Source organism: Mesorhizobium sp. M7A.T.Ca.US.000.02.2.1 (assembly GCF_003996995.1).
Taxonomy (GTDB): domain Bacteria; phylum Pseudomonadota; class Alphaproteobacteria; order Rhizobiales; family Rhizobiaceae; genus Mesorhizobium.
This window is the reverse complement of the sequence record NZ_RZTT01000003.1, coordinates 21,760-46,612: the sequence shown is the minus strand read 5'-3', so window position 1 is coordinate 46,612 and position 24,853 is coordinate 21,760. Positions and strand designations below refer to the sequence as shown.

Genomic DNA, 24,853 nt, shown 5'->3' with positions numbered 1-24,853 from the left:
GCGTTGCCTTGCCGACTTCGAGTTGGGTGAAGGCGCTGGAGGACTGCGTCGCCTCGGTTATCCCCTGGATTGCGGGCCAAATCGCCCGCCTTCGCACCCGCCTCTCCTCGCATTCGCGGGCAAACCGCAAATCATCGATGGCGGCGGATGTCAAAAAAGTGGCTGAACGTGTCAACGCGATCCTAATCGCGCGGTCTAAGCTGAGCCGATGGAGCTCGTGTAAACTGGTTTGCGAGCGCCGTCGTTTTTTAGATCGCTTTGCTGGAGAATGCTTGATGTTGGGTGCCCCTCACTACAAACTGTTTGGTCGGGTTGCGGTCATCTATCTAGACAATCCTCCGCTGAATGCGATCACTGCCATTGCTCGTGCTCGATTGAAAGTTTTGATCGACCAGTTTGCGACGCGCAAAGACATCGATGCGATCATTCTGAGGGGCGCAGGACCGGAATTCTCTTCTGGAACCGACATTTCAAGATCCTCAGAGAAGGTAGATTTTGGCGGCTTGCAGGAACTGATTACCACGATCAAGACGTCCGCGGTCCCCGTTGTCGCGGCTCTTGAGGGGCGCGCCATTGGGGAGGCTCTGTCCATAGCGCTCGCCTGCCACGCGCGCGTTGCCACACCGAGCGTACAGCTTGCGTTTCCCGAGGCGACATGGGGGCTTGTTCCTTTAGGTGCCGCCGCTCTTCATCTGAGTGAATTGGCAGGATTGCAATGCGCCCTTGAAATGATCGTCGGGGGGAAGAACATTACCGGAAATGCCGCGCACGCGCTCGGAGTGGTTGATGAACTGGTCAGCAGCCGTGAAGCGTTGGTGGATGAGGCAATTCGGGTCGGGACGGATCGCAGTCCGAGGCGTTCAAAAAGCCCAACTGAGAAAAGCCGGCAGGAAATCATTGAGGATTTCAAGCAATCGTTTCCAGCTTCCTTGAAGGCACCGGCTGGGAAACTGGCTATGGAATGCGTTCTAGGAGCCCAGTCAGCTTCCCTTGAAGAAAACATCGCCATTGAAAACGGACACAACGAAAAGCTGCTCGCGGAAGCCGAGACAATAGCACTATTACATGCAAGCAGGGTCGAGCTTGCAACTGATCTGCCTCATTTCCGGTCTGGTGCCGAGACCTTAAGTCTTCCGAGATGCGTTGCAGTGGTTGGCTTCGGCTTCATGGGTCGCGGAATTGCAATCAGCTTTGCGACAGGCGGCGTGAAGGTGTTGGTTCACGATCAAGCTGGAGATCGGCTAGCTGGGGGCCTTGAGGCCGTTGGTGCGTCGTTGAAATCCATGGTTAGGCGTGGTCGCATATCCCAGGAGCAGGGCGACACGGCACGCAACAATATCATAGCAATTGGCGATATGAAGGCGCTAGAAGAGGCCGATCTGGTTGTCGAAGCGGTGTCCGAAGACCTTGAACTAAAGAAAACGATCTTCGCCAAGCTAGACAGTATATGTCCAGACCACGCCGTTTTGGTCACCAACACGTCATCGCTCGATATTGACGAGATTGCAGCTGCAACAGGGCGGTCAAAAAAGATTGCAGGGATGCATTTCTTCAGTCCTGCTCATCTCCTGAAGCTGGTTGAAATAATTCCAGGCAGGGAGACAGCGGAAGGGACTATCGAGCAGTTGAGAGCTGTCGCCAAGCACATTGGTAAGATCGGGGTGGTCGTCGGCAACCAGTTCGCTTTCGTAGCCAACAAGCTACTTGCCGGGTACCAACGCGAAGCACTCTTTTTGTTGGAAGAGGGCGCCCTTCCGGAACAGGTCGACAGAGTGCTTCAAGAGTTCGGGTTCGCGATGGGGCCATTCGTGATGAACGACATGGCCGGAAATGATATCAGCTATCATGTAAGGCAGGCGGCGTCATACCCGGCCGGAATGCGTTATCCGCACGTCGCGGACCGGATCTACGAAGCTGGCCGCTATGGTCAGAAAACAAACAAGGGTTGGTACCGATATGAGCCGGGACAGCGCGAGGCGCATCCGGACATCGAGGTCGCCGCGTTGATCGAGTCGACTTCCTCCGAACTAAGGTTCAAGAGACGGAACATCTCCGATGACGAGATACTGCAAAGATGCCTGCTGCCTGTGGTCAACGACGCCGCCTGGCTGCTCGGTGACGGCATTGCGAGGAGTTCCGGCGATATCGATGTAGTTTGGATGAATGGGCTGGGCTTTCCACGTCGCAAGGGAGGTCCGATGTTCTGGGCCGATCATTTGGGCCCAAAACGAGTCTACGACCAGGTCATCGAACTTAGAGAAGAACACGGCCCGGTGGTATGGGAACCTGCCCCTCTACTGGCATTCCTTGCCAAGAGCGGCATGAGATTTGCGGATGTCAGGTGAAAGATGCGAACTGTAGCTATCGTTTCAACAGCTCGGACTCCTGTAGGCAGAGCTTACAAAGGAGCGCTGCGCGCGGTTCATCCCGTTTCGCTGGCTGCGCACGCTATTTTTCACGCTGTAGCGCGTGCTGGAATTGAACCCGGTCGAGTCGAAGACGCGATCATTGGATGCGCACTGCCTGAAGCCGCCGCAGGACGAAATATTGCGCGCCTGTCGTCACTTCGCGCAGGCCTGCCGACGTCGGTTGCAGCTGCAACTGTAAACCGAGAGTGTGCCTCCGGGCTGCAGGCAATCGCTCAGGTTGCTCATCGCATCGCATGTGGCGAGATTGACGTCGGTATTGCAGGGGGGGTGGACTCAGTTAGCATTGTGGATAACGAGCAGATACGCAAAGGCTGGATTCCCGAGCCATGGCTCAAAACCCACAAGCCCGAAATCTACATGCCCATGCTCCAGACCGCTGAAGTCGTCGCTCAGCGATACGGGATCAAACGAGAAGATCAGGACGCGTATGCGGCGCAAAGCCAACGTCGAGCTTCGGCCGCGCGGGAAGGGGGTCTATTCAGCAGCGAGATCGCGCCGATCACCATAGATGACGAACTGGACCCTGCAGGTTCGGCAATCATCGAGAGAGATGAAGGCATCCGGCCTGGCACAACCGAGCAAACCTTGAGCGGACTTAAGCCGATCCTCGGAAGTGAGTACACGATTACGGCCGGAAACGCCTGCCAGATGTCCGATGGCGCATCAGCATGCGTTCTAGCTGACGCAGATTACGCGGTGCGATCGGGGCTGCCTATTCTGGGCATTTTTCGGGGATACTCGGTCGTGGGATGCGAGCCGGACGAGATGGGATTAGGACCGACATTGGCAGTGCCGCCACTGCTTAGGAAGGCGGGAGTTGCAACCAGCGATATCGACCTATGGGAGCTTAACGAGGCCTTCGCTGCCCAGGTACTCCCCTGTCAGCATCGATTGGAGATTCCCTCTGAACGATTAAACGTGAATGGTGGCGCGATTGCCCTTGGACATCCATACGGGATGACGGGCGCCCGTCTGACTGGCCACGGACTTATTGAGTTGTCCCGAAGAGCTGGCAAATACCTTGTCGTCACAATGTGTGTGGGTGGCGGTATGGGGGCGGGCGCACTGTTTGAAGCAGGGAGTGGTCGCGATGCCTGAAAGAATTGACCTTCTTGACCCATTTGCCTCAATCGACATTCCGGTCAGGGAATGGGTGAACAACGGAATGGCCTGGGTCACCTCACACTATCGTGAGATGTTCCAGTCTATCAAGGTTCCGTTTCAGCTTCTTCTCAACGCCGTGGAACAAGCATTGCATAGCTGTCCGCCAACTGTTTTGCTCGTGGTTGTCGGGTTAGTCGCGTGGCAGACAGGTGGGGCTGGCGTGGCGGTAGCGGTGGTTATGCCGTTGATTGTGATCGGCCTCATCGGCGCGTGGATAGAGGCGATGACGACGCTATCACTCGTCGTAAGTTGCGTTCTCGCATGTCTTATCATCGGCATTCCTCTCGGAATCCTCATGTCGCGTAGTGAAAAGGTCCAAGCCGGCATGAGGCCTGTTTTGGATCTCATGCAAACGATCCCTTCATTCGTTTATCTGGTGCCAGTTGTGATGCTGTTTGGCATTGGCAAGGTCCCGGGTGCGATCGTTACGATGATATATGCGCTGCCCCCGGTGATCAGACTGACCAACTTTGGCATTCGTGAGGTCAGTCACGATCTGGTTGAAGCCGCTCGTGCGTTCGGAGCGAATGATTGGCAGGTCCTGTTTAAGGTTCAGTTGCCCCAGGCGCGGCCGGCCATAATGACTGGCGTCAATCAGACAATCATGCTTGCCCTGTCGATGGTGGTTGTTTCTTCGATGATCTCTGTTCCAGGGCTGGGGCAACTCGTGTTGAGCGGTATAGGCCGCTTAGATCTCGGCCAAGCAACCGTTGGGGGTTTTGGAATTGTGATGCTGGCGATTGCGATCGACCGCCTATCACAGTCGTTTGCGCAGACTACCAGACAGCGTGTTGGCGCCACAGGGCCAGGATCGCGGCCTCTGGCGATCCTGAGCTTCCTGTTTCGTGGAAGAAAATGAACAACAATAAGCAGATCTCAAGGAGGATGAAATGATCACGTCAGTTTTGAAAAAATTGGCAACCGCCGTTGCGGTGTTCACCGTCGCGCTCGCACCTGGCGTCTTGGCTCGAGATCTCCCAGGAAAAGGGATAGTAGTTCGACAGATTAAAGGCGAAGATTACACCTCGGTGTTCCAACACCTGATCGTTCAGCATGGGCTAGAAGCACTCGGCTATACGGTTGAGGAGCCTCAGATCGCGAACTATCCCACAATTCACATCGCTGTAGCTAACGGCGATGTCGATTACACGGTGCACCATTGGCAGCCCCTTCATGACGCGTTCTTCGAGAATGCTGGTGGCAAGAAGGTGATGACGCGAATAGGAAACTTCACGCCCAACGTGAAACAGGGTTATCTTATCGACAAACGCACAGCTGACAAATACAGCATATCGAACTTCGGGCAGCTCTCTGACCCGAAGCTTGCAGCACTTTTCGATAGTGACGGTGACGGGAAGGCCAATCTCGTGGGATGCAACCCCGGTTGGGGATGCGAGCGGATAATTGAACACCATCTGACGACCTATAAATTGCGGGATACAATTCATCATGATCAGGGCGAGTACTTTGCCTTGGTGGCTGATATGCTGGAACGGTACAAGAATGGTCAATCAATTTTGTATTATACGTGGTCGCCAAATTGGCTCAATAATCGCCTGAAGCCTGGAACCGATGTCGTTTGGCTAAACGTGCCCTTCTCGGCAAGCCCTGATGACCCGAACGCGAACACGGAATCTCCAGACGGAACGAACACTGGGTTTGCTCCTAATACTATCCGAGTGCTCGCGAACAATAAGTTTTTGGAAAAAAATCCCGCGGCCAACAAGTTTTTCGAACTGGCCACGGTGCCAGTGGCGGACATTGAAGCTGAGAACAGCTTGATCGAAGAGGGCGAAAAGTCACCCGAAGATATTGAGCGCCACACTCAAGACTGGATCAAGGCGCACCGTGCCACATTTGACGGTTGGGTAAACGAGGCCTTGAAAGCGGCTAAGCCGTAGAAGGGTATATTGCGAACGCTTCATCTTCACGCCTGGATCAGGATTTCGAAATTGTCAGTCAAGAAGATTGAGTTCAAAAATGTCTGGAAGATCTACGCGGCGCGCGAAGGCGATGCGCTGGAGGAGATAAAACGATCACGTCTTTCCGGTGCCCCGGCACCCCCATATGTCGTGGGCGTCGAAGACGTTAGCTTCGACATAAATCAAGGTGAGATATTTTGTATAATCGGCCTATCCGGAAGTGGGAAGTCCACTCTGCTGCGCCATATCAATGGCCTGATCAAGCCTACCGCCGGAGAAATCGTTATCGATGGGGCGTCAATTAACGATTTGAGCGAGGCACGTTTGCTGCAGTTGCGCTCGAGAAAGATAGGCATGGTGTTCCAGCATGTTGCACTACTACCAAACCGAACTGTGACGGAGAACGTGGCGCTGGGACTAGAAATTCGGGGGGTCAAGAAGACTGAGCGACGTCAGCTGGCCCAAGAGGCGCTAGAAAGAGTCCAACTGCCAGAGTGGGGGACTTTTTATCCCGACGAGTTGTCCGGTGGGATGCAGCAGCGGGTGGGTCTAGCGCGCGCCTTGGTAACAGATCCGGAAATTCTGCTGATGGACGAACCGTTCAGCGCGTTGGATCCCATTATCAGAAGGCAGCTACAGGATCAGTTCATAGAGATCTCGGCAAAAGCGACAAAAACGACCGTATTCATAACTCACGACATCGAGGAAGCCGCGCGATTAGGTGATCGCATTGCGATCATGAACAAAGGAAAGGTGGAACAGATCGGCACGCCGCAGGACATTCTACTGAGACCTGCGACACCTTACGTTCGAGAATTCGTAAGCCATGTCACCCTCTTGGATAAGTTGGTTGCCGGTGACATCATGCAATCAACCTCGGAGACCGTCGATTCCTTAAATGTCGCCTGTGACGGCGGTTCTATCGACGCCCAAACGCCAGTGGCGGAGGTCATACGGAGGGGTATCTCTGGAACTGGAACGCTTCTCGTTTCGAGAGGCGGTACGAACGTCGGCATGATTGCTCGTGAGGATATCCTGACATTTCTCACAATGCGTCCAGACAGGGACCGTTAAGCGGTCACTGGATGTGGTTTGCATGGCCTCCTAGCTTAGCTAGCTGTGAGCCATCGCATCAAAAGGCGTTCGCTAAGAGTTAATTAATCACGCCGACGAGAGCCGACCTGTGCGACCTCAGGCATTGGCGACCGCCTGTTCTCGCCAATGCACTCGGTATGCCTTTGGGGGCATACCCGTCCAGCGTGTGAAAGCTCGAACAAATGCGCTGACCTCCGAGTAGCCCAAGATCATGGCGATGTCGGCAAGACCGTAATCAGATTTCTCCAGTAGATCGGTCGAGACGGCTTTCCGCTTGGCGTCGACTAAATCACGCAGCATTAGTCCCTGTTCGTCCAGGCGACGTTGAAGCGTTCGTGTGGTCATGCCCAGCTGCTTAGCAATCCAGTCGATTCGGGGAGCCCTACCCAGTAGCACAGCTTGGTCAATCTGCGCGCCTACCAGCGAACCCAGATCAGCAGAGTAGGCATCTCGTGATATAAGGCTCTCAGCCTGGTCCCGCAGAATGCCCAACAACCGCGGGTCTGCGTTGGCAACAGGATGTTCCAACACCCTGCTGTCGAAAACAATCGAACTGGAGCCCTGTTCGAAATGAACTGGCGATTGAAAAACCTCCCTGTAATCCTCGATAGCGGCCAAGGGACTATGCTTGAACTGCACGCGAATCGGGCGCCAGGTACGGCTTGATAGCGTGCGTATTATCTGCATGCCCCAGGCGAGCGCCAGTTCAACATCCTGTCTGCATTCGGCGACGCCGGGGGCGATCACTGCATAAGTCAACTCCGCAGTCCCGTCGGGTCCTCTAATGAGGTCGAATCGACAACCGTCGGCACGAAGTTTGAAATACCGCACAAATGTCCGTAGAGCGTCTCCCACATCCTTCGAGTTCAGCATCATGTAGCCGATGATCTCAAGGTCATAAATACTATAGGTGCGGCCGAGGTTAAGGCCAAACGCCGGCTCGGAAATTTCTCGCGCAGCAAACTCCATAAGAGCGATACACTCGCAAAGGAATACACGCTTACCGTCAACTTGAAATTTCGAAAGGTCAAAGCCAGTACGCGCATCACGTGCTGGGATCGCAACGCCGTGATCGCGCATATGGGCCAAGACCGGTTTGCAGACGCGCATTGGAATAGTGGGCAGCTTCAGAACCGCGGTCGTCATGATGTACTCCTAGGTGTCGACAACGACCCCTGTTGGCGGGCACTATCGAAAATGTGGCATGAAATGTCAATGTGCGTGTGGCTCAGCATGGCTATGTTGGCTATAAGAAATTGCCCCTCAAGGAGAATTCCGAAGTGCCCTCCAACCACTGGCTAAAGCCATTGCTTGAACCTCGTTCCGCCGTGATTATCGGCGCTTCGGCAACTGAAGGAAGCCTAGGCAGAAGCGCAGTTGACCACATGGTTGAGCGTGGGTACCGCGGGCGACTCTACGCCGTAAACAGCAAGTATAAGAAGATCGGAAATGTCGACTGCTTCAGCGCGGTATCTGAACTGCCAGAGGCGCCAGACCTGGCGGTAGTTGCGGTCAATCAGAGACTGTTGGAGCAAGTTCTCTCGGAATGTGTAACGCTTGGCGTGCGAGCTGCCGTCATATTCGCGGACTGTGGTAATCAGGAGCAACGCGATCGTCTGGCCCGTATCGCCGCGGAAGCGAGAATGCCGATCTGCGGCGGTAACGGGATGGGGTTTCAGAACTTCACCAACAGCACGCATGCAACGTTTAGCTCCTGTCCTGTTACCAAGGCCGCGCCTGGAAATGTTTCATTGATCGCCCATTCCGGGTCTGTCATTCAAGCGCTAGCCACTGATCTAACGCGTCTTAGGTACAATTTAACCGTGTCGTCCGGCCAGGAACTCAATACCACATTGGCGGACTACTTAGATTATGCGCTGGAGTTGCCATCGACCAAAGCAGTTGCATTGTTTATCGAGACGGTCCGTGACCCCGCACGCTTCGTGGAAGCGCTAGAAAAGGCCGCTAGCAAGCGCATACCGATTGTCGCGCTCAAGGTCGGCCGGACGGCAAAGAGCGCCGCTATGGCCATCAGTCATAGTGGAGCGGTCGTCGGCGACGCGTCGACCTATGAAGCGCTCTTCGACCGTTACAATGTGATCTCGGTCAAGACACTCGATGAGTTGGCGGCGACAGCCCAGTTACTCGCGCACGTCAAGGACGCCAATTCAGGTGGGCTCTGCGTGGCGATGGATTCTGGCGGGCTGCGCGAACTCATGGTTGATATCGCAGAAGACAAGGGCGCCACTTTCGCTGAACTTAGTAAGTCCACGCTGGCCCAACTGCAGGACCAGTTGGACGACGGTATGATCGCGGAGAACCCACTGGATGCATGGGGTAGCCGTACCGACGCCAAAGCACATTTTGCGCGTTGTTTAGAGTTGATGATGCGTGATCCCAACAGCGCATTTGGCGCTATTGCAACCGAGGCAGGGGACGCCTTTCAATTTGGGACCGTCTATGCCGAGATCGTGGCTGAGACGCAGCGGTTGACCGGAAAACCGATGTTTATGATGAGCAGCTTTTCGGGGATTGCAAACTCTAAGATAGCTACGCGATTGTTGGATTGCGACGTTCCTCTCATCAGCGGGGTCGATTGCGCGATGACGGCGGTGAAGGCCGTCGACACCTTTAAAGCGCGACTAGAAAATGCCGCGAGGGAGGTCGGCTTCTCGGTCCCACAATCAGCTCTTGAAAATGCTAAAGCCCTGCTCGCGCAGCCGGGTTCCGATGGTGAGAAGATTGGCCTGTCGGTATTGCAGGCTTTTGATATTCCGGTGGTGGCAAACCACGAGTGCGAGAATCTGCAGGAAGTGCTGACCGCAGTCGACATGACGGGTTTTCCTGTGGTGTTGAAGACTGCGATGCCGGGTATCTATCATAAGTCCGACGTCGGTGGCGTTTCGCTGAATCTGGACAGCGTTACTCGGGTGACTGAAGCCTACAAGGATTTAGCGCAGCGTCTGGGACCAAAGGTGATGGTCCAGAGGATGAGCCCCTCCGGCGTTGAGATGAGCTTTGGCATGGTTGTCGATCCTCAGTTCGGCGCGCTGGTAACCGTCTCTCCGGGAGGGAAATGGATCGAGTTGTTTGCCGACCGGCAGATTGCGCTGGCGCCCTTTGGCGAGGAGCGCGCACTAGAGCTGATCGACCGCCTCAAGATTCGACCAATATTCGACGGCCGTCGTGGCGAGAAACCGTATGATGTCCATGCACTGGCCCGAGCATTCTCGAAATTCTCTAATATGGCTGATGCGCTGAAAGACGAGCTTGCTGAGTTCGATGTGAATCCTGTGATTATTACTGACGCTGAGGTGATTGCGGTAGACGCGCTGCCGGTTAGAGCCGCCATCAAGAATCTACATACGAAGCACTGATCAGAAGGCTGCCGCTATGACCGCACTAGTTAGCACTCAGCGCCACGGACAGATACTTGTTGTCACGATCGACAACCCGCCGGCGAATGCCATCTCTCGCCGTACGAGCCGAGAAATTTATGCTGCGTTCGCGGCGTTTCAGGAAGACGAAGACCTACGAGTGGCAATCCTCACAGGCGCCGGGGACCGCATCTTCAGCGGCGGTTGGGACTTGAAGGAGTCCGATGAAAGCCTAACCGCTGACCTCTATTACGACACGCAGGTCGGCAACGGCCCTGGGGGGTTCGGTGGCATTGCGGAGTTCTGGGGCCTGACAAAGCCAGTAATAGCCGCTGTCAACGGCGCCGCGGCGGGAGGAGGCTTCGAAATCACGCTCGCGTGCGATATGATCGTAGCGGCCGAGCATGCGCGCTTCCTTCTCCCCGAGACGCGGATCGGGCTTTTGCCGATGGCGGGCGGCATTCAGAACCTGCATCGCCGGATACCGTACAATATTGCAATGCACCTCATGATGACCGGCGAGCCGATCTCGGCGTCTGAGGCTGCTCGATTGGGCCTTGTGAACGAGGTTGTTCCCCGGGGAGAGGCTCTGGCAGCGGCGATGCGCCATGCCGAGAAGATCTGCGAATCTGCCCCGCTCGCCATTGAAGGTCTCAAAGAAGTTATGCGCTATACATCGCACCTCTCTGCAAGGGACGGGTTCGCAGCGGTGAGAAACCCGCCAGGTGAATTGAAAAAGTACAAAGCTATAGCGAACTCTGAAGATAGCCTCGAAGGACCCCGGGCCTTCATGGAAAAGCGTAAGCCCCAGTGGAGGGGCAGGTAAATCACTAGAGATATATTCAGCGGCACAACCTCCTAGGTACAGTGACTGGCGTTTGAATGCGGGTTGGTGAGTGGGGACACAGCCGATGGACGCTTCTCGATATGACGGGCGCAGCTTGCATATCCAACTGACTTTGTTGGTGACAAGATGAACGACGCACGACTCCTAGATATTGAGCTTTTCCAGCATTTTGCTGACGAGCATGTCCGGTTCTGTGATACCGACGCTCTCGGTCATGTGAACGTCGGTGTATACTCGTCCTATTTTGCCGCTGGCAGGGCAATATTCGATACGATGCTGGCTTCCGACGACTACATACTGCCGATAGCGCGGATCGCCATGGACCTGCGAGCAGAGATAAAGTATCCAAACAAGATCGTTGTGGGATCATTGTTACTCCAGACTGGCAGATCATCATTTCTTGTGGGCCAAGGTTTATGGATCGAAGGTAAGCCAATGGCTACAGCTGAAGTCACTCACGTGCTGGTCGATCGCAAAAATGGTCGCAGCACGCCGCTTCCCGAACCCTTCCTCCATAAGTTGAGATCACTGGGACCGGTGTGTGCCGAAGGCTAAGAGCCTGCTTGGAACGCTCTACTGGGCCAAGCTGCTTAGTTTCTCCCCCAGGATTCTTCGGTCAGACTGATCCGGAGCCTCTTCGCGGCCGCGCCGTTTTCGTCGAGTGGCGGGGCCTATGCCAAAGTGGGCCTGGAAAGCGCGTGAGAAATGACTACGGTTGGAAAAGCCAGTGGCAAGCGCCACCTCGACGAGCGGAAGGTTGGACTGCTGCAGAATCTCGTCGGCCTTCTCCAACCGCAGAGACCGATAGAACTGCATCACGCTCTGTCCAAGCTGGTTTTTTGTCAGCCGCTCCAATTGCCGCGCCCCGATACCGCTCAGATGAGCCAGATCTTCCAGCTTTAGCGGGTCCGCGATATGGCTCGTCATCAATTGTACCATGGCGACCAGAGCGGGATGGTGCAGATCATACCTGCGCACCGGGTCCAATTGCTGCGGCGCCTCTGCCTGCCGGATGCCGGTATGGATGAACCAATCGCTGACCGCGCGGGCCAATTCCACACCGTGATCTGAAGCGATCAGGGCGTGGGCCATGTCCAGGGGAGCCATGCCGCCGGCGCAGGTAAAGCGGTCGCGATCGATGACGAAGAGGCGGCGTTCGATCAGCGCCTCAGGATAGACCTCGCGCATTGCATCGATGTGTTGCCAGTGGATGGTAAACCGGCGTGACGACATAACACCCGCCGCGGCCAGGATTGCCGCCCCGCCTGAGATTCCGCCCAAAGGCACTCCCGACCGGGCGAGACGGCGTAGCCACGCCAGGATCCTGTCGTCCCGATAGGTGAGCGGGTTGCCGCCGGCGACGACGAAGAGAATATCGAAATCAGTGCCTGCTTCTGAAACAGGTTCGGTTTCGAACGCGCCCGAGACGGAACTGCGCATCCACCCGCCTTTGGCCGAGATGAAGTTCAGATCGTAAAGGGTCCGCCCGCTAAGCAGGTTGGCGGCGCGCAGCGGCTCGACCGCGGCGGCCGCGGACATCAGGGCATAGCCTTCGATCAGCAGGAAACCGTATCGCTGCGCGCTGCCGTGATTCCCGTCAATCATCCTGTTGAAAATCCTATCGTCCACATCGTTCGCACATGTCCGGCAAAAGCACACATGTGTCAATTTTGAAAACACCTCGCTGCCCTTGCCGTGACATAGTCTCGGCAGTCCAAGGAGTCCTTGATATGAAGTTTTCCGGCTTCCGCGTCTTTGCTGAAGCGCTCAAGGGTCACACCGGGTGGCGGCCGCTCTGGCGCAATCCCGATCCAAAGCCTTCCTACGACTATTTGATTGTCGGCGGAGGCGGCCACGGCTTGGCCACAGCGTATTATCTGGCCAAGACCTTCGGACGATCGCGTATCGCCGTGCTGGAGAAAGGTTGGCTCGGATCCGGGAATGTCGGGCGGAACACGACGATCATCCGCTCGAACTACCTGCTTGCCGGCAATGAGCCCTTCTATGAGTTCTCGATGAAGCTCTGGGAAGGACTGGAGCAGGAGCTCAACTTCAACGCAATGGTTTCCCAGCGCGGCATCATCAACCTTTTTCATACGGATGCGCAGCGCGATGCCTTTCGCCGCCGCGGCAATGCCATGATGCTGGCGGGGGCGGGCGCACGGCTGCTGGGTCGGGAGGAACTGCGCGCCATGGTTCCGTTCCTGAATTACGACAACGCGCGCTTCCCGATCAAAGGCGGCCTGATGCAGGCGCGTGCCGGCACCGCGCGGCACGACGGCGTGGCCTGGGGCTATGCCCGCGGCGCCGACAGCCACGGCGTGGACCTGATCCAGAATTGCGAGGTGACCGGTTTCCGGCTCGATCGCGGCAAGGTGCGTGGCGTGGAGACATCGCGTGGCTATATCGCCGCCGACAAGGTCGGGGTGGCGGTGGCGGGCTCCTCGAGCCGGGTCATGGCAATGGCTGGAATGCGGCTTCCGATCGAAAGCCACGTCTTGCAGGCCTTCGTCACGGAGGGGCTCAAACCCACCATTCCCGGTGTGATCACGTTCGGGGCAGGCCATTTCTACATCAGCCAGTCCGACAAGGGCGGGCTTGTCTTCGGCGGCGATATTGACGGCTACAATTCCTATGCCCAACGCGGAAACCTGCCGGTGGTGGAGGACGTCGTCGAAGGCGGTATGGCGCTGATGCCCATGATCGGGCGGGCGAGGCTCCTGCGCATGTGGGGGGGTGTGGTGGACATGTCGATGGACGGCTCGCCGATCATCGACCGCACGCAAATTGAGGGCCTCTATCTCAACGGCGGCTGGTGCTATGGCGGCTTCAAGGCGACGCCTGCCAGCGGTTACGCCTTCGCCCATCTTCTTGCCACCGGCGCATCGCACGAGACCGCGCGCGCCTATCGTATCGAGCGGTTCGCACGCGGCCATGTGGTTGACGAGCGCGGCGCCGGTGCCCAGCCCAATCTCCACTGAGGCGGTTCAATGCTGATCACCCATCCACTTCTGGGCCTGCGCGATGCGCAGGAATTCACCTATCTGGGCGACGCGCGGCTCATCGACCGTCCAGCCCCCTCCGCGCCCGATGCCGAGGCGGCTTTTTGCGATTACGTCTTCCTGCGCGACAACCCGGCGGGCGTGCACCGCGAACTGTGGTACCACGAGCACGGCGACCGGTCATGGCTGGTGGTGACGCGCGACACGGTCACCCATGAAGTCCTCGGTGCGGAACTGGCCCGCAATGTGGCCCTTGCGCGGACGAGGTGCAGCAAATGACACGGCTAGCCGGAGGGCTGATTGATCGCTCGCAGACCCTGAACTTCACCTTCGACGGGCAACGGTATCATGGCCATGCCGGCGACACGCTCGCCTCTGCGCTGCTGGCCAATGGCGTTCGTCTGATGGGCCGCAGCTTCAAGTATCACCGCCCGCGCGGGGTTCTCTCGGCCGGTTCGGAGGAACCGAACGCTTTAGTCGAACTGCGAACGGGGGCGCGGCGGGAGCCCAACACGCGCGCGACGACGGTGGAATTGTTCGACGGTCTGGAGGCTCGAAGCCAGAACCGCTGGCCCTCGCTCGGCTTTGACGCGTTGGCGGTGAACGACCTGCTGTCGCCTTTCTTCACAGCCGGCTTCTACTACAAGACCTTCATGTGGCCGAAAGCCTTCTGGGAAAAGCTCTACGAACCGGTGATCCGCAGGGCGGCAGGCCTCGGGCGCCTTTCAATGCAGGCCGATCCCGATGTCTATGACAAGGGCTTCCTGCATTGCGATCTCTTGGTCATCGGCGGGGGGGCGGCCGGGCTTGCTGCGGCGCTGACGGCGGCGCGCTCCGGCGCACGTGTGATTTTGGCCGACGAGGATTTCCGCCTGGGCGGGCGGCTTCTGTCCGAGACGAGAACGTTGGACGGAGCGCAAGCCAGCGACTGGATCTCAGCGTTGGAGGCTGAATTTGAGAGCCTGCCGAACATTCGCGTGATGCGTCGCACCACGGTTTTCGGGGTCTATGATCACGGCATCTATGGCGCTGTGGAAAGCGTTTCCGATCATCTCCCGGAGGTGAGCGGGCGTGTGCGCCAGACACTCTGGCGTATTACGGCGAAACGCGCGGTCCTGGCGGCGGGCGCGACAGAGCGCCCGATCGCTTTTGCCGACAATGACCGTCCGGGAATCATGCTGGCCGGCGCGATGCGGGCTTACGCCAATCGCTGGGCGGCATGCCCGTCCGAGACGGTCGCCGTCTTTACCAATAACGATGACGGTCATCACACCGCGCGCGATCTGGCCGCCAAGGGTGTCCAGATCGCCGCCGTCATCGACGCGCGCCCCGAGGCGAAGGCTCGCGGTGACTACCGACTGATCGCGGGGGGCATGGTGACTGGCTCACGCGGCCGGCTTGGCCTGAAGTCGATCGAGGTTCAGGCAAACGGGAGGTCCGAATCAATCGAGTGCGGCGCGCTTGGGGTCTCTGGCGGCTGGAACCCGAATGTGCATCTCTTTTCGCATCATCGCGGTCGGCCTGTTTGGAATGAACCGCTGCAGGCGTTCCTGCCTGGAGAGGATGGGCCTGTAGGGTTAATTCCGGCAGGTGCGGCGGCGGGCCATTTTTCCACCGCCGACGCCTTGCGTTCCGGCGCGCGAGCCGCACAGCGTGCGATGGACGAACTTGGAATCGCGGCATCGTTGCCCGATTTGCCGCGCGCCGAGGAGGCAGACTACACGGTTGCGCCCGTCTTCCATGTACCGGGCAAGAAGCGCGCCTGGGTCGATTTCCAGAATGACGTGACGGTGAAGGACATCAAGCTGGCCCATGCCGAGAACATGCGGCCGGTAGAGCATTTGAAACGCTACACGACTCTGGGCATGGCGACGGACCAAGGCAAAACGTCAAATGTGACCGGTCTTGCCGTGATGGCGGAGCTGACCGGGAGGTCGATCCCAAAAATTGGAACAACGATTTTCCGCCCACCTTACACTCCAGTGACGCTCTCGGTCCTGGGCGGCGGCGATACAGGGCGGCATTTCCGACCGCGCCGCCTCACACCCACCCATCACTGGGCCGAGGCGCAGGGTGCGGTGTTCGTCGAGGTCGGGCAGTGGATGCGCGCGCAATATTTCCCGCGTCCGGGCGAAACGCATTGGCGCCACAGCGTGGACCGCGAGGCCAGGGCCGTGCGCGGCGCAGTGGGCCTGTGCGATGTGACGACGCTCGGCAAGATCGATGTCCAGGGTGCCGACGCGGGCGAGTTTCTCAACCGGCTCTACTGCAACATGATGGCCACACTGAAAGTCGGCCGGGTCCGCTACGGGCTTATGCTGCGCGAAGACGGATTTGCCTATGACGACGGCACCTGCGCGCGGCTGGCCGAGGATCATTGTGTGGTCACCACGACGACCGCAAACGCCGGTCTGGTCTATCGCAACATGGAATTCGCGCGGCAATGCCTGTGGCCGGAACTCGACGTCCAGCTCATCTCCACGACCGATGCCTGGGCGCAGATTGCCGTCGCCGGGCCGAAGTCGCGCGCTCTGCTCGCCCGCATCGTTGACCGGTTCGACCTGTCGAACGAGGCTTTCCCCTTTATGGCCTGCACGGAGCTCACCGTCTGCGACGGCCTGCGCGCGCGGCTCTTCCGCATCTCCTTCTCGGGCGAACTTGCCTACGAAATTGCGGTTCCCGCACGCTACGGCCACGCATTGATCGAGCGGCTGATGGAACTGGGAGCCGATCTCGGAGCGACGCCCTACGGCACCGAGGCATTGGGGGTCCTGCGGATCGAGAAGGGACACGCCGCCGGCCCTGAGTTGAACGGACAGGCGACGGCCCTCATGGTCGGGCTTGGCAGTATGGTATCGCAGAAGAAGGATTCCGTCGGCGCCGTGATGTCGCGGCGCGAGGGCCTTGCCGGCGACAGGCGACGCCTGGTCGGGCTGCGGCCCGTCGATCCTGCCGGGAATGTGGTCAGCGGCTCGCATCTTTTTGCGGAAGGCGCACCGAGGAAATTCGACACCGATCAGGGTTGGACCACGTCGGCTTGTTACAGTCCGCATGTCGGCTCGATGATCGGGCTCGGTTTCCTAGAGAACGGCGATGAACGGCTGGGCGAGGTGATCGTGGCTGCGAACCCGCTCGAAGGCGAAAGCTCGCGCCTGCGCGTCGTGCCGGCGCATTTTGTCGATCCTGAAGGAGCACGTCTTCGTGAGTGACCTGAGACCCATCACCGCGCTCGGTGCCGCACTACCACGCCTCGCATCGTTCGGGGCGTTGGAGATCCGTGAGAACGGGGGTCTGGCGCTTGCCTCCATGGCGCTGCGCCGCGGAACCGTTGAGCCCACGCCGTTCGGCCTCGCTCTTCCCGGACCAGGCCGCTGGATTGCAGGGCAGGGGGTTGCCGCGCTGTGGACCGGGCTGGATCAGTGGATGATCGAGGCGGAAGGCCGCGCCGAGCTGGATTTTGCCGCCGAGCTCAAGCAACTCGCCCCTGGCTGCTCGGTGACCGAGCAGACCGATGGCTGGGTCGCGTTCGAGATCGTTTCGCGAGCCGGCACAGGGCCTATCGATGCACTGCTGTCGAAGCTCGTTAACGTCGATCTCGCGGATTTTGGCCCGGGCTGCGCGACGCGCACCGGGCTTGAGCATATGAGCTGTTTCGTCATCCGCCGCAGCGAGGCTCATATCGCCGTGCTGGGCGCGCGCTCGTCGGCCGGATCGCTCTGGCACGCACTGGAAACGGCGGCGAAGCGGCTAGAGGAAAGGTAACATGACCGCTCAGATCATCGACGGCAAAGAGTCCGCGGCGCAGCTACGGTCGAGCGTTGCTGGGGATGTGGCCTGGCTCAAGGAGGAACACGGCATTACGCCGGGCCTGGCAGTGGTTCTGGTAGGCGGCGATCCGGCGTCGGAAGTCTATGTGCGCAACAAAGGACGGCAGACTATCGAAGCTGGCATGAGCAGCGTTGAACACAAGCTGCCCACCGAAACATCTCAGGCCGATCTGCTTGCTCTAATCGAGCAGCTGAATTCCGATCCGGATATTCATGGTGTCCTTGTCCAGCTCCCTCTACCCAGTCATCTGAACGCCGATCTGGTGATCAATGCGATCGATCCAGCAAAAGATGTCGACGGGTTTCACATTTCGAATGTCGGGCTTCTGGGCACGGGACAAAATGCGATGGTGCCATGTACCCCATTGGGTTGCCTGATGTTGCTGCGAAGCCATCTCGGCGATCTCTCTGGGCTTGAAGCCGTGGTCGTGGGGCGCTCGAACATCGTCGGAAAACCGATGGCGCAACTCCTGCTCAATGACAGCTGCACCGTAACCATTGCTCATTCGCGTACACGCGATCTGGCATCATTCTGCCGTCGAGCCGACATTCTTGTCGCTGCCGTCGGCCGCCCCGAGATGATCCCCGGCGACTGGATCAAGCCGGGCGCTACAGTGATCGATGTGGGCATCAATCGGATCGCGCGGGATGGCAAGCAACAACTGGTGGGCGACGTGGATTTTGGAAGCGCGGCGGAGGTAGCGGGAGCGATAACGCCAGTGCCGGGAGGTGTCGGTCCCATGACCATCGCCTGTCTTCTCGCCAACACGGTTACCGCCTGCTGCCGTGCTTATAGGCTGTCCGAGCCCGAGGGCCTCACCTTATGAGCCGCGTGCAATCCGGCACTCTCCCTGACAGGCCCGAATGGATCTCTTCCGCACACACGAGCAAGCTCCCTATGGACAAATACTACCTGACCGTCACCTGCAGGTCCAAGCGCGGGATCGTCGCTGCCATCGCCGGCTACCTCGCCGGCAGCGGCTGCAACATCACGGACAGCTCGCAGTTCGACGATACGCAGACCGGCAACTTCTTCATGCGTGTGAGCTTTATCTCTGAAGAAGGCGCTGGCCTCGACGCGCTGCGCAACGGCTTTGCTGACACCGCCGAGACGTTCGCAATGGACTTCGCCTTCCATGACGAGAGCCAGAAGATGAGGGTGATAATCATGGTCTCGCGCTTCGGCCATTGTCTCAATGACCTTCTGTATCGCTGGCGTATCGGAGCGTTGCCGGTCAATATCGTGGCGGTGATCTCGAACCATTTGGACTACCAAAAGCTGGTCGTGAACCATGACATTCCGTTCCACTACGTCAAAGTTACGAAGGAGAATAAGAGGGGAGCCGAAGCGCAGCAGATGCGCATCCTCGAGGAGACCGGCGCGGAGCTGGTCGTGCTCGCCCGGTACATGCAGGTGCTATCGAATGAGATGTCCGAGAAGATGTCCGGCCGCATCATCAACATCCATCACTCCTTCCTGCCGTCATTCAAAGGAGCGAACCCCTACAAGCAGGCTTTTGAACGCGGGGTGAAGCTGATCGGCGCGACCTCGCATTATGTGACCGCCGATCTCGACGAGGGGCCGATCATCGAACAGGACACGGTTCGCGTCACCCACGCCCAGAGCCCGTCAGACTACGTCTCGCTCGGGCGCGACGTCGAAAGCCAGGTTCTCGCACGTGCCATTCACGCGCACATCCATCGCCGTGTCTTCCTCAACGGGAATAAGACGGTGGTCTTCCCCGCTTCGCCTGGCTCCTATGCCTCAGAACGAATGGGATGATGCAGCGGCGCCCGGCGTTAGCGGAAGTGCTTCGGACCAACCATTCGACCTTGGCCGCTGCATTTTTCGCACTTGACGGACCGTCTCGCTTTCGCAGCTCGAACAGAATGGCGGTTGCCAGCGATCTCTGGGTTGCAGGGCAGCAATGACCCTTTGCTGCCCATCAGCTCAATCCGGCTTCTCTCCGGGTCGCCGAGCGAAAGAGCTCGCGAGCGTTTCGCGAGCGATGACGAAGCCCATCCGATACTGTTTCCACACCGCGCCCGCGCTAAGGATGGCGCGCGGGTGCTCAGAGGTTGCAGTTGGGTTCTTCGCCGATCTCCATGGCGCCATCGTTTGCGCAGACAGGCCGCCGCTCGGCTGCGGAATCTTCCGATTACGCGTTTCCATCTCTGCACGACCTCGCGCAGGCAATCAACCAAACGCAGGTTCCCCCTAAAGACGCAAAGAGAACGCAGGAATCCGATACCGTTCTCGACGAAATTGCGGAAAATAAGCAACTGAAGGCGGCATAATTCCAGTGGAGGTACATGAGTCATTCCGGCCGCACAGCTTATTGAGAGCGGCAGCCATCGAAGCGACTCCACCAAGAGGCATACAGTTGTGGAATTCATGCGCCTGAAAAAGTTTCGTCGATGTGGCGGGGGGCGGCAGCCTCGACAAGGCGGCGATGGGATTGCATGTAGCGCAACCGCATTATCAAGAACGCCACGTATCATCTGGAGTCGCGCTATGATTACCGAGCATATGCCATCGGCCAAGCGAAGGCTGCCCGAATTGCGTAAGTATCTTTGATGAACCAGCAGCGCCATCGAAGAATGGATCGCAGCCGTTCATTAGAACTTGGCATATGCGAGCTGAATTTGGCGCAAGCGGCCGACGCTCAATTTCGGTGACCCAAGGTGAATTGACAGCGGCATTTAACCAGGGTCTGGCGCGCTCTCGCGAAAGTTTCCAGAGTCTCAGCACAAATAACATCATTATGAGCAGGTAGTGCGATGTCGACGCAGATCCTTGTCAGTGACCCGAAGAGCCTCGAAGCCCTGAAATGGCGCTGCATCGGACCCGCCAGAGGCGGCCGCGTTGTGGCGGTCGCAGGCGATCCTACCGATCCAATGGTGTTCTACTTTGGCGCCTGTGCGGGCGGGGTGTGGAAGACAACCGACGGCGGCGTTTATTGGCGTTGCGTGTCCGACGGTTTCTTCACGAGTGCCAGCGTCGGCGCGCTCGCGGTTGCCCCCTCCGACTCGAATGTCATCTATGCCGGTACGGGCGAGACAACGATCCGCGTCGACGTCTCTTACGGCGATGGCGTCTATAGATCGACCGATGCCGGCCGCAGTTGGGTTCATCTGGGGCTGAAAAAGACCCGCCATATCGGCAAGATCTGCATACATCCGCTCGACCCGGACATCGTCTTTGTCGCGGCGCTGGGCGACGCGTTCGGGTCAAATGAGGAAAGAGGCGTGTTCCGCTCCAAGGACGGCGGCAAGACCTGGCAGAAGGTCCTCTACCGCAATCCTGACGCCGGCGCCGTCGATATTTCGATGGATCCCAGCAATCCGCGCATCCTCTTTGCCACGACTTGGGAGACGCGGCGCAGTTTCTGGAACCTGAACAGCGGTGGGCCGGGGAGCGGACTCTTCCGGTCGCTTGACGGCGGCGACACCTGGGAGGAACTGTCCGGTCGCAATGGCCTACCGGGCGGGGTGCTCGGCAAGCTTGGGGTCTCCGTCTCGCAGGCGCAGCGCGGGCGCGTCTACGCGCTCATCGAGGCGGAGGGCGACAAGATCGGGCTCTACCGCACTGACGACTACGGAGACCGCTGGATCCATGTCTCGCAAAACCGCGATCTGATCCATCGCCCTTGGTACTACACCCACGTCTTCGCCGACACCGGACATGCCGATACGGTCTATGTGAACAACTTGCAAATGTGGAAGTCGACCGATGGCGGGGCGAACTTCACCAACTTGACGACGCCTTACAGCGACAACCACGCTCTCTGGATCGACCCAGCCAATCCCAAGCGGATAATCCAAGGCAACGACGGCGGCGCCTGCATCACCTTCAACGGTGGCAGGACCTGGTCGTCGATCTACAATCAGATGACGGCACAGTTCTATCGCATCGATGTTGACGATCGGCACCCCTATCGGGTCTACGCTACCCAGCAGGACAACACCGCGATCTCAGTCCCGAGCGCCGCGGAAACGGGCGTCATCACCCTGGGCGACTGCGCCTATCCGGGGACCGGCGAGAGCGGCTTCATCGCTGTCGATCCTGAGGACCCCGACATCGTCTATTGCGGCGCGACCGGCTCGAGCCCAGGCGGCTGTGGAGCTCTGCAACGCTACGACCACCGTACCCGGCAGATTCGCGTCGTCAGTGTCTGGCCAGAAAAAACGAGTGGCATGGCGCCGAAGAACATGCGGTACCGCTTCGCCTGGACCTTTCCGATCACCTTCTCGCCGCATGATCCGAAGACGCTGTATACCGGAGGCAATCACGTCTTCCGCAGCCGCGACGAAGGATCGAGCTGGACGGCGATCTCGCCCGATCTCAGCCTTAACGATCCGGCTAGACAGGATTACTCGGGCGGCGTCTTGACCCACGACAACTCCGGCGCGGAGGTGCATGCGACGTGCGCATCGGTCGTCGAATCCCGGCATCGCAAGGGGGAGATCTGGGCGTCTACCGATGATGGCCTCGTCCATGTGACGCGGAACGACGGGATCGAGTGGAGGAACGTCACGCCTGACGCCATGCCCGAACTCGCCTATGTCGGCTGCGTCGAGCTATCGTCGCATGACGCTAACACCGTCTATGTAGCGGCCACGCGCTACAAGCTCGCCGACTATCAACCCTATCTCTTCCGCACCAGGGACGGCGGCCAGAGTTGGCGGTCGATCGTCGGCGACTTCCCCAAGGGCGAGATCACCCGTGTGGTGCGCGCCGACCCGGTGCGGTCGGGCCTGCTCTTCGTCGGCACGGAAACCGGAGTCTTCTTCAGTCTCGACGACGGCGCGCACTGGTCGCGTCTGGCCGGGGGCTTGCCCGTGGTCCCGGTCTACGATCTCAAGATTAAGGGAAGCGATCTGGTCGCCGGCACCCATGGCCGATCCTTCTGGATCCTCGACGACATTACGCCTTTGCGCGAGCTGGCCGTCGATCAGAAAGCTGCGAGGCTGATGAGCCCGCGCCCCACAGTCCGGACCAGGCTCCGGTACGGAGCCCGGAAAGGCTCCAATGCCGGCATGAGCTACAGTCCGTCTTTCGGCATCGGTGCCGGCACAGAGGACGTGGAGCTGGAGGGTGGACGCAGCCATCGCCACTATCTCGACTGCGGCGAAAACCCGCCGATCGGAGCGATCGTCTATTATTGGCTGCTTGAGGATGCGGAGGGTCCGGTCAAGCTCACTTTCCAGGACGCCACGGGCAAGACCATCGTCGATTTCTCGAGCGACGACCAAGAAGCGTCCTTCGATAAGAAGCCAGGCACGAAGGCCGGCCTCAACCGTTTCGTTTGGGACCTCAGGCATCGCGGACCGTCCAAGCTCGACAAATCGCTGATAACTCGGAAGTACGAGCCTCTCGCGGTGGAGGACGAGGATCCGAGCGGCCCGGCGGTGGTACCCGGCAGCTATAAGGTTGTGCTGCAGGCGGACGGAAAGAGTCAGACGGCCGGTCTCACCGTCGTTAAGGATCCCCGCATAGCGACGACTGACAAGGACTTCGTCGAGCAGTTCGCGCTCTTAGAAGAGCTGTTCGGCAAGGTCTCATCGCTCAATCAGGCGGTCAATCGGATCCGGCTCCTAAAGCGTCAACTCGCGGATCTCCAGAAGCGGCTCGGCGGCAGTGACAAATCGCTCGGGGAGCGCACGCAGGCACTGTTCGGGCGGCTCGAGGCGATCGAGGGAACGCTGGTCGACATCAAGCGGGAGACGCCGCGCGACAGCGACGACCGTAATCCTGCTGGCTGGCATGATAAGCTGATCGACCTCGTCACCGTAGTCGAAATCGGCGATGCTGCGCCAACCGTGCAGGCCCGTCATGTTTCCGATGAGATCATGTCGAAGGTCGACAGCGAGATCAAAAAACTGAATGGGCTCGTCAAGGACGAGGTCACTGCGCTCAACGCCGCGCTCAAGAGCGCTGGCTTCGAGCTGCTCGGGACCGGGGACGCCTAGGTGCCCGCGAGGAAACACATATAGCTGAGTGAGCCTTCATGCCAAGGAGAAGACAGAGATGAATTTTATCGAGCGAATATTCGGCGTGGCTCCTGACGGGGGCGACGGCACGACCGAGATACTCTATATCGCGGCCGTGCTTGCCGTCCTAGCGATGGTGATCGCCCGCAGTTGGCTCCGCAGACGCGCGGCAGCGCGGCGCCGCTAGTCTTTTAGTTGGGCTAAAGCGTGTCGCGATTAATTAGCCTCATATCCGGCAGCCTTGAAGAAGTTTCTGCATTCAGCTGGCTCGAACAGGTGGCAGATATCGCCGAGAGCCTGGCAGAGTGCGTCGAAGGTTCTGGCCGCCTTCTTTCGCAACAGCGCCTTGAGTTTTGAGTAGGCCATCTCGATCGGATTGAGATCGGGTGAGTATGGCGGCAGGAACAGGAGCCAGGCGCCCCTTTGGCGAACCAGTTGTGCGGCGCGCTCGTTCTTGTGGAAGCCGACATTGTCGAGAATGACGATATCGCCGGGCGACAGTTCGGGAGCGAGCTGCGTTTCGACATAGTGCTCGAAGATGGTGCCATTCATCGGCGCGTTGACGATCCACGGCGCGACAAGACCGTGGCATCGTAGCCCGGCGATGAAGGTCTGCGTCTGCCATTTGCCGAAGGGCGCATGTGTCCTGAAGCGCTCGCCCTTCGGCGCCCAGCCGGTGCGTTTGGTCAGTTTGGTGTTGGTCGACGTCTCATCGATGAAGATCAGCCGCGCCAAAGCCTTGTTGAAGAAGCGCTTTCGCCGCCCGGTCCACAGCTCACGTGCCTGGCGCACGTCGGCCCGCCGCTGCTCGCTGGCCAGTAGAGTTTTTTTTATGACTGAGCCCAAGGCGATTGAGCAGGCGACCGACATTGGAGCGGTGCACGCTTACACCACGCACCTCCAACTCGACGCAAAGCTCATCCAGCGTCAGTTCGCCGGTCTCGGCCAATCGCAAGCGGACAAACTCGGCATGCCGCTCAAGCTTCCCGCCGCCCACATGGCCCTGCCGGCGCGCTTCGAGCGAACCAGTCTGCCGGCGCAGGTTGATCAGATTGTTCACAAAGCGAGGCGAAACGCGGAAATGGCGCGCAGCCTCGCGGTGACCATGTCCCTCATCGACATACGCAACAACACGCCGACGCAACTCAAGTGGTAGCGGCTTGCCCATCACGGTCTCCCTTCAACCGCAATGAATC

The 24,853-nt window shown here is 58.7% G+C and carries 21 protein-coding genes; 17 read left to right on the top strand and 4 right to left on the bottom strand.

The features are described from left to right. Positions 1 to 26: 26 nt before the first annotated feature. The 5 genes from EOD15_RS00790 to EOD15_RS00770 are packed head-to-tail and all read left to right on the top strand — an operon-like array spanning position 27 to position 6,589. Positions 27 to 2,345: a 3-hydroxyacyl-CoA dehydrogenase NAD-binding domain-containing protein gene (locus EOD15_RS00790; protein WP_164761556.1), complete on the top strand. Its 2,319-nt coding sequence runs from the start codon at positions 27 to 29 to the stop codon at positions 2,343 to 2,345. A 3-nt stretch (positions 2,346 to 2,348) separates the two neighbouring features. Then, a complete protein-coding gene (locus EOD15_RS00785) occupies positions 2,349 to 3,527 on the top strand; it encodes an acetyl-CoA C-acyltransferase (protein ID WP_127310877.1) in 1,179 nt (392 codons plus the stop codon). Then, positions 3,520 to 4,452: an ABC transporter permease subunit gene (locus tag EOD15_RS00780; protein WP_127310876.1), complete on the top strand. Its 933-nt coding sequence runs from the start codon at positions 3,520 to 3,522 to the stop codon at positions 4,450 to 4,452. The genes EOD15_RS00785 and EOD15_RS00780 overlap by 8 nt, the downstream gene beginning before the upstream one ends. A 31-nt stretch (positions 4,453 to 4,483) precedes the next feature. Beyond that, positions 4,484 to 5,494: a glycine betaine/L-proline ABC transporter substrate-binding protein ProX gene (gene proX, locus EOD15_RS00775; protein WP_127310875.1), complete on the top strand. Its 1,011-nt coding sequence runs from the start codon at positions 4,484 to 4,486 to the stop codon at positions 5,492 to 5,494. Positions 5,495 to 5,545: 51 nt separating this feature from the next. Continuing rightward, a complete protein-coding gene (locus EOD15_RS00770) occupies positions 5,546 to 6,589 on the top strand; it encodes a betaine/proline/choline family ABC transporter ATP-binding protein (protein WP_127310874.1) in 1,044 nt (347 codons plus the stop codon). 117 nt (positions 6,590 to 6,706) lie between these two features. On the opposite strand, the gene EOD15_RS00765 is transcribed toward EOD15_RS00770, so the two are convergent. Then, positions 6,707 to 7,756 carry an AraC family transcriptional regulator gene (locus EOD15_RS00765; RefSeq protein ID WP_127310873.1) on the bottom strand — a complete coding sequence of 350 codons (1,050 nt, stop codon included), beginning with the start codon at positions 7,754 to 7,756 and terminating at the stop codon, positions 6,707 to 6,709. A 71-nt stretch (positions 7,757 to 7,827) separates the two neighbouring features. Between EOD15_RS00765 and EOD15_RS00760 the strand changes: the two genes are divergently transcribed. The 3 genes from EOD15_RS00760 (at position 7,828) to EOD15_RS00750 (ending at position 11,389) form a co-directional block, all read left to right on the top strand. Continuing rightward, on the top strand, positions 7,828 to 9,987 hold the full coding sequence (locus EOD15_RS00760) for an acetate--CoA ligase family protein (protein ID WP_127318120.1): 2,160 nt from the start codon (positions 7,828 to 7,830) through the stop codon (positions 9,985 to 9,987). A 16-nt stretch (positions 9,988 to 10,003) separates the two neighbouring features. After that, positions 10,004 to 10,813: an enoyl-CoA hydratase-related protein gene (locus tag EOD15_RS00755; protein ID WP_127310023.1), complete on the top strand. Its 810-nt coding sequence runs from the start codon at positions 10,004 to 10,006 to the stop codon at positions 10,811 to 10,813. Positions 10,814 to 10,960: 147 nt separating this feature from the next. Next, positions 10,961 to 11,389, top strand: a complete 429-nt coding sequence (locus tag EOD15_RS00750) for a thioesterase family protein (RefSeq protein ID WP_127310022.1) — start codon at positions 10,961 to 10,963, stop codon at positions 11,387 to 11,389. A gap of 18 nt (positions 11,390 to 11,407) precedes the next feature. Here the strand turns inward: EOD15_RS00750 and EOD15_RS00745 are convergent, their stop codons facing one another. Next, complete coding sequence (locus tag EOD15_RS00745) at positions 11,408 to 12,439, bottom strand: GlxA family transcriptional regulator (protein WP_206523013.1); 1,032 nt, start codon at positions 12,437 to 12,439, stop codon at positions 11,408 to 11,410. A gap of 125 nt (positions 12,440 to 12,564) precedes the next feature. On the opposite strand from EOD15_RS00745, the gene EOD15_RS00740 reads away from it, so the two are divergent. From EOD15_RS00740 to EOD15_RS35620, 9 genes are all read left to right on the top strand, one after another. Next, complete coding sequence (locus EOD15_RS00740; RefSeq protein ID WP_127310026.1) at positions 12,565 to 13,815, top strand: sarcosine oxidase subunit beta family protein; 1,251 nt, start codon at positions 12,565 to 12,567, stop codon at positions 13,813 to 13,815. Positions 13,816 to 13,824: 9 nt separating this feature from the next. Further along, the gene (locus EOD15_RS00735) at positions 13,825 to 14,115 is read left to right on the top strand and encodes a sarcosine oxidase subunit delta (RefSeq protein WP_127310021.1); all 291 of its coding nucleotides are present in this window, start codon (positions 13,825 to 13,827) and stop codon (positions 14,113 to 14,115) included. After that, positions 14,112 to 17,045: a sarcosine oxidase subunit alpha family protein gene (locus EOD15_RS00730; RefSeq protein WP_127310020.1), complete on the top strand. Its 2,934-nt coding sequence runs from the start codon at positions 14,112 to 14,114 to the stop codon at positions 17,043 to 17,045. Before EOD15_RS00735 ends, EOD15_RS00730 begins: the two co-directional genes overlap by 4 nt. Then, positions 17,011 to 17,598, top strand: a complete 588-nt coding sequence (locus EOD15_RS00725) for a sarcosine oxidase subunit gamma (RefSeq protein WP_245463533.1) — start codon at positions 17,011 to 17,013, stop codon at positions 17,596 to 17,598. Before EOD15_RS00730 ends, EOD15_RS00725 begins: the two co-directional genes overlap by 35 nt. Position 17,599: 1 nt before the next feature. Next, positions 17,600 to 18,490, top strand: coding sequence for a bifunctional methylenetetrahydrofolate dehydrogenase/methenyltetrahydrofolate cyclohydrolase FolD (gene folD, locus EOD15_RS00720; protein WP_127310019.1), 891 nt, complete (start codon positions 17,600 to 17,602; stop codon positions 18,488 to 18,490). 71 nt (positions 18,491 to 18,561) lie between these two features. After that, positions 18,562 to 19,446 (top strand): formyltetrahydrofolate deformylase, encoded by an 885-nt coding sequence (gene purU / locus EOD15_RS00715; protein WP_127310018.1) that lies wholly within the window; start codon positions 18,562 to 18,564, stop codon positions 19,444 to 19,446. A gap of 302 nt (positions 19,447 to 19,748) precedes the next feature. Beyond that, positions 19,749 to 19,961 (top strand): hypothetical protein, encoded by a 213-nt coding sequence (locus EOD15_RS00710; protein WP_127310017.1) that lies wholly within the window; start codon positions 19,749 to 19,751, stop codon positions 19,959 to 19,961. Between the two features lie 570 nt (positions 19,962 to 20,531). After that, a complete protein-coding gene (locus EOD15_RS00705; protein WP_206618623.1) occupies positions 20,532 to 23,636 on the top strand; it encodes a sialidase family protein in 3,105 nt (1,034 codons plus the stop codon). Between the two features lie 58 nt (positions 23,637 to 23,694). Further along, positions 23,695 to 23,844 carry a hypothetical protein gene (locus EOD15_RS35620; RefSeq protein ID WP_164761537.1) on the top strand — a complete coding sequence of 50 codons (150 nt, stop codon included), beginning with the start codon at positions 23,695 to 23,697 and terminating at the stop codon, positions 23,842 to 23,844. Positions 23,845 to 23,873: 29 nt separating this feature from the next. Here EOD15_RS35620 and EOD15_RS36475 read toward each other — a convergent pair whose 3' ends face one another. Further along, positions 23,874 to 24,449: an IS630 family transposase gene (locus EOD15_RS36475; protein ID WP_164761536.1), complete on the bottom strand. Its 576-nt coding sequence runs from the start codon at positions 24,447 to 24,449 to the stop codon at positions 23,874 to 23,876. Next, complete coding sequence (locus tag EOD15_RS36470; protein ID WP_127312320.1) at positions 24,433 to 24,825, bottom strand: IS630 transposase-related protein; 393 nt, start codon at positions 24,823 to 24,825, stop codon at positions 24,433 to 24,435. Before EOD15_RS36470 ends, EOD15_RS36475 begins: the two co-directional genes overlap by 17 nt. Positions 24,826 to 24,853 lie beyond the last annotated feature (28 nt).